General features: G+C 75.7%; 9 protein-coding genes. 5 read left to right on the forward strand and 4 right to left on the reverse strand.

What is annotated here, in order from left to right:
* Positions 1-2,275 (reverse strand): ATP-binding cassette domain-containing protein (locus tag ABZ914_RS36545; RefSeq protein WP_500198907.1); only part of this gene is annotated, 2,275 nt, incomplete at its 3' end.
* 62 nt (positions 2,276-2,337) lie between these two features.
* On the opposite strand from ABZ914_RS36545, the gene ABZ914_RS36550 reads away from it, so the two are divergent.
* Positions 2,338-3,357, forward strand: coding sequence for a helix-turn-helix transcriptional regulator (locus tag ABZ914_RS36550; protein WP_500198908.1), 1,020 nt, complete (start codon positions 2,338-2,340; stop codon positions 3,355-3,357).
* A gap of 25 nt (positions 3,358-3,382) precedes the next feature.
* Here ABZ914_RS36550 and ABZ914_RS36555 read toward each other — a convergent pair whose 3' ends face one another.
* Positions 3,383-4,888 carry a HEAT repeat domain-containing protein gene (locus ABZ914_RS36555; RefSeq protein WP_500198909.1) on the reverse strand — a complete coding sequence of 502 codons (1,506 nt, stop codon included), beginning with the start codon at positions 4,886-4,888 and terminating at the stop codon, positions 3,383-3,385.
* 162 nt (positions 4,889-5,050) lie between these two features.
* Between ABZ914_RS36555 and ABZ914_RS36560 the strand changes: the two genes are divergently transcribed.
* Positions 5,051-5,422, forward strand: coding sequence for a VOC family protein (locus tag ABZ914_RS36560; protein ID WP_500198911.1), 372 nt, complete (start codon positions 5,051-5,053; stop codon positions 5,420-5,422).
* A 48-nt stretch (positions 5,423-5,470) separates the two neighbouring features.
* On the opposite strand, the gene ABZ914_RS36565 is transcribed toward ABZ914_RS36560, so the two are convergent.
* Complete coding sequence (locus ABZ914_RS36565; RefSeq protein ID WP_500198912.1) at positions 5,471-6,817, reverse strand: cytochrome P450; 1,347 nt, start codon at positions 6,815-6,817, stop codon at positions 5,471-5,473.
* A 96-nt stretch (positions 6,818-6,913) separates the two neighbouring features.
* Between ABZ914_RS36565 and ABZ914_RS36570 the strand changes: the two genes are divergently transcribed.
* Positions 6,914-7,366, forward strand: a complete 453-nt coding sequence (locus ABZ914_RS36570) for a cupin domain-containing protein (protein WP_500198914.1) — start codon at positions 6,914-6,916, stop codon at positions 7,364-7,366.
* A complete protein-coding gene (locus tag ABZ914_RS36575; RefSeq protein ID WP_500198915.1) occupies positions 7,363-8,151 on the forward strand; it encodes an IclR family transcriptional regulator in 789 nt (262 codons plus the stop codon). The genes ABZ914_RS36570 and ABZ914_RS36575 overlap by 4 nt, the downstream gene beginning before the upstream one ends.
* On the opposite strand, the gene ABZ914_RS36580 is transcribed toward ABZ914_RS36575, so the two are convergent.
* On the reverse strand, positions 8,123-9,127 hold the full coding sequence (locus ABZ914_RS36580; protein WP_500198917.1) for a LysR family transcriptional regulator: 1,005 nt from the start codon (positions 9,125-9,127) through the stop codon (positions 8,123-8,125). The genes ABZ914_RS36575 and ABZ914_RS36580 overlap by 29 nt on opposite strands.
* Positions 9,128-9,211: 84 nt before the next feature.
* On the opposite strand from ABZ914_RS36580, the gene ABZ914_RS36585 reads away from it, so the two are divergent.
* A partial coding sequence (locus ABZ914_RS36585; RefSeq protein WP_500198919.1) for an aminotransferase class V-fold PLP-dependent enzyme occupies positions 9,212-9,909 on the forward strand: 698 nt, incomplete at its 3' end.

Below are 9,909 nucleotides of genomic sequence, written 5' to 3' on the forward strand. Positions count from 1 at the left end.
CGCCGAGCGAGCGGCGCAGGAAGTCGGCGGTGACCGAACCCGTCGCGTCCGCCAGCGCGGCGGGGGTGCCCTCGAACACCACGCGGCCGCCGCGCCGGCCGCCGCCCGGCCCGAGGTCCACCACCCAGTCGGCGTGCTTGACCACCGCCAGGTCGTGCTCGACGACGATGACGGTGTTGCCCGCGTCCACCAGCCGGTCCAGCAGCGCCAGCAGCCCGGCGACGTCGTCGGTGTGCAGGCCGGTCGTCGGCTCGTCCAGCAGGTACAGCTGGCCGGTGCGGTGCAGCCGCGCCGCCAGCTTCACCCGCTGCCGCTCCCCGCCCGACAGCGACGACAGCGGGCGGCCGAGCGCCATGTGGCCGAGGCCCACGTCGACGAGGGCGCGCAGCCGCGCGGCGATCGTCCGCTCGGCCGGGTCGTCGCCGGTGAAGAGCCCGAGGGCCTGCTCGGCGGGGGTCTCCAGGACGTCGGCGATGGAGCGGCCCCGCAGCGTGTGGGCCAGGACGTCGGGGCGGTAGCGGCGCCCGCCGCACGCCTCGCATCGCACCGTGACCGGGTCCATGAACGCCAGGTCGGTGCGGATGACGCCGGCGCCGTCGCACTCCGGGCAGGCGCCCGCCGAGTTGTGGCTGAACAGCGCGGCGTCCACCCCGTTCGCGCGGGCGAACAGGCGGCGCAGCGGGTCCATCGCGCCGAGGAAGGTGGCGGGGCTGGAGCGCCGCGACGCGGTGATCGCCGACTGGTCCACCACCACGGCGTGCTCGTGGCGGGCCGCGAACTCGTCCATCACCAGGCTGCTCTTGCCGGACCCCGCCACGCCCGTCACCGCCGTCAGCACCCCGGTCGGGAACCGCACGGTGACGTCGTCGAGATTGTGGGCGTTCGCGCCCGTCACCGCCAGCCACCCCGACGGCTCCCGGAACGCCTCCTTCACCGGGACGACGCGGCGCATCGCCCGCCCGGTCGCGGTGCCGGCGTCGCGGAGCGCGGCGACGGTCCCGGTGAACACCACCTCGCCGCCGTGCGCACCGGCGCCCGGCCCCATGTCGACGACGTGGTCGGCGGCGCCGACCACGTCCGGATCGTGCTCGACCACCAGCACGGTGTTGCCCTTGTCGCGCAGCCGCCGCAGCAGCGCGACCAGCCGGTCCACGTCGCGCGGGTGCAGCCCGGCGCTCGGCTCGTCGAACACGTACGTCATCCCCGTCAGGCTCGACCCGAGGTGCCGGACGACCTTCAGCCGCTGCGCCTCCCCGCCCGACAGCGTGCGGGTCTCCCGGTCCAGGCTGAGGTAGCCGAGGCCGATCTCCTCCAGCCGCCGCAGCCGCGCGACCGCCGCCCCCGCGACGGTCCCGGCGACCGGGCCGGTGACGCCCTCCAGCACCGCGATCAGGTCGCCGATCTCCAGCGCGCACATCTCCGGCAGCGTCCGCCCGGCGACCCGGGACGCGCGCGCCGCCGCGTTCAGCCGGGCGCCGCCGCACTCGGGGCAGGCGTCCTCTCGGACGACCCGCCGCGCCGCCTCCCGCACCGTCCCCTTCAGGGTGTCGAGGTCCCGCTTGATGTAGAGGCGGTCGAACCGCTCGACGAGGCCCTCGTAGGCGTTGCTGCCGAGCGACCCGGTCCGGTTCAGCCGCTTCACGCGGAAGCCCTTGCCGTGCAGGAGCAGATCCCACTCCTCGGCGGTGAAGTCGCGCAGCGGCTTGTCCGGGTCGAACAGGCCCGACTCGGCGTACAGCTGCCACACGAACGTGCCGACGCCGAACGGCGGGAAGTTCACCGCGCCCTCGTTCAGGGTCTTGCCGGTGTCGAGGAAGCGGTCCAGGTCGACGCGGGTGACGCGGCCGAGCCCCTCGCATTGCGGGCACATCCCGCGCGGGTCGTTGAAGGAGTAGGCGGACGCCTCGCCCGCGCTGGGGGTGCCGTGCCGGGAGAACAGCACCCGCAGCACCGGGCTGATCTCCGACGCCGTCCCGACCGTGGAGCGTGCGCCGCCGCCGATGGGCCGCTGGTCCACGACGACGGCCGGGGCGAGGTTCTCGATCGCGTCGGCGTCGGGCCGCTCGTGCTTGGGCATCCGGTCGCGGGCGAACCAGCCGAACGTCTCGGCCAGCTGCCGCCGCGCCTCCACCGCGACGGTCCCGAACACCAGCGACGACTTGCCCGACCCCGACACCCCGGTGAACACCACGAGGCGTCCTTTGGGGATGCGCAGCGAGACGTCCTTGAGGTTGTTCTCCCGTGCCCTGCTGATGATGATGTCGTCGCCGTTCATGCCGGCCACGCTAGGCGGCAATGAGGTCGGGAACGGTCCTCATTGGCGGGCATACTGGCGGCATGTCCTCGGCGCGACTGCTGCACCTGCTGTCCCTCCTGCAGACCCGCCGCGAATGGACGGGCCCGGAGCTGAGCGAGCGGCTCGGCGTGACGGTCCGCACCGTCCGCCGCGACGTCGAGCGCCTGCGCGACCTCGGCTACCCGGTGCACGCCACGCTCGGCAAGGTCGGCGGGTACCGGCTGGAGGCCGGCACGGCGCTGCCGCCGCTGCTGCTGGACGACGAGGAGGCCGTCGCGATCGCGGTCGGGCTGCGCGGCGCCGCCGGGGGAGCGGTCGAGGGCATCGGCGAGGCGTCGGTGCGGGCGCTGGCGAAGCTGGAGCAGATCCTGCCCGCCCGGCTGCGCCGCCGCGTCAACGCCCTGCACACCGCCACCACCCCGCTGACCGGGCCGCCCGCCGGGCCCGCCGTGGACCCCGAGACCCTCACCGTGCTGGCCGCCGCGAGCCGCGACCGCGAGCGGATCCGGTTCGCCTACCGCGACGGCGGCGGCGCCGAGACCTCCCGCCTCGCCGACCCGCACGGGCTGGTGACGGCCGGGCGCCGCTGGTACCTGGTCGCCTTCGACACCGGACGCGGCGACTGGCGGACGTTCCGCGTCGACCGCGTCGCCCGCCCGCACCCCACCGGCGTCCGCTGCCCGCCCCGCGACCTGCCCGCCGCCGACGCCGCCGCGTTCGTCACCCGCTCGCTGGCCCGGTCGCGGCCGGTGCGGCCGGCGGTGCTGACCGTGCACGCCTCCGCCGAGGAGCTCATCGACCGGTTCCGCGTCACCGGCGACGAGGTCGAACCGGTCGACGAGCGCACCTGCGTGCTGCGCACCGCGCCCGACTCGCTGGAGTACACCGCGCTGCGCATCGCCTACCTCGACCTGGACTTCGAGGTCGTGGAACCGCCGGAGCTCGCCGAGCGGCTCGCCGCCGTCGGCGCCCGCCTCACCCGCGCCACCGCCGGCCCCACCCCCACCGGCGCGCGGACCGGCGGTTCACCGGCCCGCACCGATCCGGGCGGCCCGCCATGAGCGCGGCCGCCGCTCCGGCCGCCCGTTAGGCCGGCTTGCTCCGGGAGGGGCGCTCCCGCGCCAGTTCGGAACGGACGATGCCGGCGCGGTACCCGGCGTCCTGCGGCCAGGACGCGACGACGTCGGCGAGCAGGTCGCGGTGGTCGTCGAGGAGATGGTCGAAGGTCAGGCCGACGGCCGCCTCGATCTGGATCGGCAGCTCCGGAGAGCGGACCGCCCGGAGCAGGACGGCGGTGACGTCCGGCGAGGGAAGGTCGAACAGCGCGGTCACGCAGTCCTCCCGGTCGTCCAGGCTCCTGCCGGTATCGCAGATCAGCGTCTCCAGGGCCCGCACGATCTCCGGTGACGGGACCGTCCAGCGTTCCAGGCAGCGGCCGGCGGCGTGCACGGCGCGGTCGAGCACGGGCGTGTCCAGCAGCGCCTCGGCGATCAGCGGCGCGTCCGCGGGCCCGGCGTGCTCCGCGAGCACTCCCCAGGCGCTGGCGTGGACGGCGCCGTCCTCGCGCGGAGGCAGCCGCAGCAGGTGGCGGGCGAGCGCCAGGACGTCGTCCGTGTAGCGCTCGACGTCCATGCCGAAGCGGGTCAGACCATCGGCCATGGTGAAGTGGTCCAGGGCGATGCCGACCGCGGCGGTCCGCCCGCTGTGCAGGAGGGTGCGGAACGCCCGGCGGTGGGCGGCCTCGCCGGTGGGCGTGCGCAACTGCCGGTGCGCCTCGCGCAGCCGGGGACCGTCGAGTTCGTGGCCCGTCCAGTACAGGCTGTGCCGGCCCTCCGACAGCGCCTCGGCGACGCCCCAGGGCCGTCGATCCTCCGGCCACGTCGCGACGAAGTCCTCCAGACGGCGGCGGTGGGCGTAGAAGCGCGGCCCGCGGCACAGCGCGGCGGCGGCGTCCAGGCGGACGTCGGGGTCCTCGTCGCCGATCGCCTCCAGCAGCAGGGCCGTGATCTCGGGGGCGGGGGCGTCGGGGAGCGCCCTGAGCGCGTCGCGGCGTTCGCCCGGGTCCCGCGACCGGTCGCCGGCGATGCCGATGACCAGCGCGAGGAGGCCCGCGTGCGGGACGGGCACGGCGTTCAGCGCGAGCCCGGCCGCGCTCAGGGCGTCGCCGTCGACGCCGCCGGGCGGGGCGGCCCTGAGGATCGCGAGGATCGGCTCGGCGTCCTGCGGACCGGCCTCGTTCCTCAGCACCGACAGGGCGCTGGCGTGGTTGGCGCCCGCCGCGCCCCGCTCGTCGGCCGGGCGCGGAGGCTGCCGCAGCAGGGCCCGCGCCCGCGCGATCACCTCGTCCCGGTGCGCCTCGAACGGGCTGTCCTCGCCGAACCGGCTGGTCGTGCGCGCCCGGTCGTAGTAGTCCAGCGCGGCGCCGATCGCGACGGTGTCCTCGCTGCGCAGGAGCACCAGGAACGCTCGTTCGAACTCCTGCGGCGTCGCCGCGGTGCCCATGGCGGCGTCGGCGCCGCGCAGGACGGGGTCGTCGAACTCGCAGGTCCAGTTCCACGTCCCGAACTCGCGCAGGAAGCTCATCATGAACACCGCGCGATCAAAGCACCGCGCCGCGCGATGCCGCAAAGGGTTTCAGCGCCCCCGCCCCCCGCCCGCGGCGCCCGGCGATCTTCTCCGGCGTACCTGACAGAAGGTGTCAGTCTCTCCTGGAATGCTGGACGCATCGACCTTGAACGACCAGGGAGTACATACATGTCCGGTATCGCCGAGTTCATCGCCATCAACATCGACTGCCCGGAACCGCCGAAGCTCGCCGCGTTCTACGCGACGCTCACCGGCGGCGAGGTCACCTACGACACCCCGGAGGCGGCGGCCGTCGCCCTGCCCGGCGGGCAGAACCTCTACTTCCAGGGCGTCGCCGACCACAAGGCGCCGACGTGGCCGACCGGGGAACGCCCCCAGCAGTACCACCTCGACTTCTACGTCGACGACCTCGACAAGGCCGAGGCGCAGGTCGCCGAGCTGGGCGGCGGCACGCCCGACTTCCAGCCGGGCGGCGACCGCTGGCGCGTGCTGACCGACCCGGCCGGGCACCCGTTCTGCGCCTGCCTGCGCAGCCAGTAGAAGGGCGAGCCAGCAGGAGGACGAGCCGGGGGAACGGCCCGTGCGCGGTCAGGCCGGCAGGACGCGCACGGGCAGGCCGCCGCGGGGCCGCATCGCGGTGACGCTGGTCGGCGTCACCGCGTCCGACACCAGCCGCAGCCGGGTGCGGCGCAGCAGGCAGGCGAGCATCGTCTTGATCTCGACGGTCGCCAGCGTGGAGCCGATGCAGCGGTGCGGCCCGCCGCCGAACGGCAGGAACGTCGACGGGGTCGTCGGGCGGTGCAGGTCCGAGCCCGGGATCCAGCGCTCGGGCCGGAACCGTCCCGCCTGCGGCCACACCTCCGGCATCCGGTGGGTGACGTAGGGGGAGTACAGCACCATCGCGCCCGCCGGGATCCGGTGGCCGGCGTAGGCGAAGTCCTCCACGGGGACGCGGGCGCTCAGCACCGCCGGCGGGAACAGCCGCAGCGTCTCCTGCACCACCCCGTCCAGGTACGGCATGTGCGGCAGGTCGGCGGCCTCTGGTGAACGGTCGCCGAGCACCTCGGCGACCTCTCGGCGGGCCCGCTCGGCCGCCTCCGGATGCACCAGCAGCGCGTACACCGCCCACGCCATCGCCGCGCTGGTGGTGTCGTATCCGGCCGAGATCAGGCTGATGACCTGGTCCTGCAGCTCCTGCCGGGTCAGGCCCGCGCCGTCGTCGTCGCGGGCCGCCATCAGCATGCCGAGCACGTCGTCGTGCTCGCCGCCCTCGCGGCGCCGCCGCTCGATCTCCTCGTCCACCCGCCGCGCGACCGCCGCGCGGGACGCGGTGACGCGCCGCCAGTACGGGTTGGGCAGCGCCCGCAGCATCATCTGCGCCACGAAGTTGCGGTCGATGCCGGCCAGCGCGATCTGCAGGCCGCGGCCGATGACCTCGGCGTCGGCGGCGAGCCGGTCGCCGAACAGCACCTCCACGGTGCTGCGGCGGATGACGCCGCGCAGCTCGGCGTAGGCGTCCAGCGTGCGGCCGGGCGTCCAGGACGCCAGCGCGGCGTCGGTGTTGGCGGCGATGCGGGCGACGTACCCGTCGACGCGGCGGTGGTGGAACGCCGGCTGGACGAGGCGGCGCCGCCGGCGGTGGTCGGCGCCGTCGCTGACGATCAGCGCGGTCTCCCCGTTCACCGGCACCAGCAGGTCGAACGCCTCCCGCCAGCGGAACAGCCCGGAGTTGGCGAACACGAACGCGTTGGCGTCCGGGCCGAACAGGTGCACGAACGGCTTGCGGCGCGTCCCGACGGCCACGACCGGGCCGTGCTCGGCGTACAGCCGCAGCAGGCTCGCGCACGGGTTCATGGCGAACCCCACGCCGTGGCGTGCGGTCACCCTCGGGGAGGGGCTCATCGTCGCGGCCGGGGTCATCGTCGCGGATCCCACGCGCCCACTATCCCACGCCCGCCGGGGCCGCCGCGTCCGCCGGGGCGGGGCGCCCCCGGTCGGCGCGACCGCCGGCCCGGTGCGAGGATGGGACGCGTGACGGACGAGACCGAAACGCGGGGAACGGCGGCCTGGCACGGGAGGATCGAGCACGTCCGGGGGTCGCAGGTGCGTTCCGACACCGCCCAGACCTCCGGGATGCGCCGGTTCGAGGCGATCTCCGGCGCGACCGTGGGCTCGGAGCGGCTGTGGATGGGCCGCACCCACGTCCCGCCGGCGACCAGCTCAGGCGACCACCACCACGGCGAGGCCGAGACAGCGATCTACGTCGTGTCGGGCCATCCGGTGTTCGTGTTCGCCGAGGGGGACCGGGAGGTCCGGGTGGAGACCGGGCCCGGCGACTACGTGTTCGTCCCGCCCTACGTCCCGCACCGCGAGGAGAACCCGTCCGGTGACGAGGAGGCGGTCGTGGTGATCGCCCGCAGCACGCAGGAGGGCATCGTGGTCAACCTGCCGAGCCTGTGGGCCCCGCGGCCGCAGGACGGATGAGCGCGGTGCCCGCCGGAACGCCGGAACCGGGCGGCCACCGCCCGAAACCGGGCACGCAGACCGTGGACCGGTCGGTCGCGGTGCTGCGCACCTTCGAGGACGCCGCCCGCCAGACCCCCACCGAGATCGCGCACCGGCTGGGGCTGTCGGTGAGCACCGCGCACCGCATCGTGCACGCGCTGCACGCCACCGGCATGCTGGGCCGCGACCCGCAGACCGAGCGGTACTTCCTCGGCCCCACCGCCGCGATCCTCGGGCGGCTGGCGCTGGAGCGGATGGGCACCACGCTGCTGCAGCCGGAGCTCACCGCGCTGCGCGACGGCACCGGCGAGGCCGTCAGCCTCGGCGTCCGCGCCGGCGACGAGGTCGCGGTGCTGCTGCACCTGCCCTCCACGCACCCGCTGCGCTACGACCAGCCGCCCGGCGACCGCAACCCCATCCACACCTGCGCGATGGGCAAGACGCTGCTCGCGTTCGGGGACGAGCAGATCGCGATGGACGAGCCGTACCGGCGGTTCACCCCGTCCACGCTCACCACCCGCGCGGAGCTGGAGGCCGAGCTGGCGCGGATCCGCGAGCGCGGCTACTCCGTCAACGACGAGGAGCGGCTCGCCGGGGTCCGCGCGGTGGCGGCGCCGGTCCGCGACGGCGCGGGCCGCACGTTCGCGGCGGTCGCGCTGCAGGGCCCGTCGGTGCGGTTCGGCGACGACCGGATGCCGGAGCTGGCCGAGGCGGTGCTGAAGGCGGCGACGCGGCTCACCGACCTGCACCGCCACCTGTCCTGACCGGGTCCCCCAGGTCACCCGCGTCACCCGTGTTCCCCGCCTCACCCGCGCCGGCCGTCTCGACCGTGCGGCTCCCGTCGCCGGTTGCGGCGGGCGGGGCGACCGCGGCGAGCTCGTCCAGCAGCGCGGCGACCGCGGGCGGGCGCGGCCCCGCCGGCACGAGCGCGGCGATGCGGCGCCTGCCGAGATCGGGCGCCGGCGGGACGGCCACGCCCGGCTCGGAGTGCAGGCCGAGCGCCAGTCCCGGCAGCGCGGTGACCGCGAGGCCGTGCGCGACGAGCCGCTGCACGGCGACGTGGTCGTCGGTGGCGAACGCGATCCGCGGCACGAACCCCGCTCGCCCGCACGCCCACGTCAGGTGCTCGCGGCAGCGCGCGCAGCCCGACGCCCACGTCTCGTCCGCCAGGTCCGCCAGCCGGACGGGCCCGGCGGCGAGCGGATGCGCGGCGGGCAGCGCGACGCGGATCGGGTCGCGGCACAGCTCCACCTCCCGGAACCGCGCGTCGCGGTCGGGCGGCAGGTGCTCGTGGTGGAACACCACCGCCACGTCGGCCTCGCCCGCGCGCAGCGCCGCGAGCGCCTGCGGCGGTTCGGCGTCCATCAGGGTGACGGCGACGCCGGGGGCGCGGGCGCGCAGGCCCGCGAGCGCGGCGGGCAGCAGCGCCGCCGCCGCGGTCGGGAACACCGCGATCCGCACCCGCCCGGCGCGCAGCCCGGCGATCGCGGCGATCTGCTCCTCGGCGTCGTCCATCCGGGCCAGCACGTCCTCGACGTGCTCCACCAGGATCCGGCCGGCCTCGGTGAGCCGGACGCCGCGCCCGTGCCGCACCACCAGCGGCGTGCCGACCTCGGCCTCCAGCCGGGCGATGTGGTGCGACACCGCCGGCTGGGTGTAGGCGAGGGACCGCGCGGCGGCCGTCATCGAGCCGAGGCGGGCGACCTCCCGCAGGATCCGCCCGCGGTGCAGATCAAGCATCCCCGCAAGATATCAACCGGACTTATGGGTCACCCAGAGAACCGTACTTTGTCCTATGGGTGGTGCGTGCACGACCATCGGGACATGACCCTTTCCGTGCACGACGCGCAGCGGGAGTTCACCGCGGGCGTCGCCTTCCTCAACACCGCCACCTACGGACTGCCGCCGCGCGCCGCGCACGAGGCGATGCTCGCCTCCGAGCGGGACCGCGCCGCGGGGCTGCTGGTGCCGGTGGACCTCGACGACGCCGTCGCCCGGTCCCGCGAGGCGTTCGCGCGGCTGGTCGGGCTGCCTGCGAGCCGCGTCGCCGTCGGCTCGCAGGCGTCGTACCACGTCGGGCTGGTGGCGGCGTCGCTGCCCGCCGGCGCCCGCGTCCTGGTCGCCGAGGGCGACTTCACCTCGCTGCTGTTCCCGTTCCTGGCCCGCCCCGACCTGGCGGTGCGGGAGGTGCCGCTGGAACGCGTCGCCGAGGAGACCGGACCGGACGTCGACGTGGTCGCGGTGTCGGCGGTGCAGTCGGCCGACGGCCGCATCGCCCCCATGGACGACCTGATCGCCGCCGCACGCGCGCACGGCGCCCGGATCCTGCTGGACGCCACGCAGGCCGCCGGATGGCTGCCGCTGCCCGCCGGCGACGTCGACTGGCTGGTGTGCTCGGGCTACAAGTGGCTGCTCGGCCCGGGGGGCGCCGCCCTGCGCGCCCGGGGCCCGGGGGCGCGGGGCGCGCGGCCCCCGCGCGGGGCGGGGGGGGGTGCCCGCGCCGCCCGCGGGGGCTCCCGAAA

The sequence above is a fragment of the Spirillospora sp. NPDC046719 genome (assembly GCF_040645715.1).
Taxonomy (GTDB): Bacteria; Actinomycetota; Actinomycetes; order Streptosporangiales; family Streptosporangiaceae; genus Spirillospora.

Bases quoted from the DNA above. Each gene is read 5' to 3' on its own strand.
- ABZ914_RS36575 (WP_500198915.1), top strand. From the start codon at position 7,363: ATGAGCGCGGTGCCCGCCGGAACGCCGGAACCGGGCGGCCACCGCCCG.
- ABZ914_RS36560 (WP_500198911.1), top strand. From the start codon at position 5,051: ATGTCCGGTATCGCCGAGTTCATCGCCATCAACATCGACTGCCCGGAA.
- ABZ914_RS36550 (WP_500198908.1), top strand. From the start codon at position 2,338: ATGTCCTCGGCGCGACTGCTGCACCTGCTGTCCCTCCTGCAGACCCGC.
- ABZ914_RS36580 (WP_500198917.1), bottom strand. From the start codon at position 9,127: ATGCTTGATCTGCACCGCGGGCGGATCCTGCGGGAGGTCGCCCGCCTC.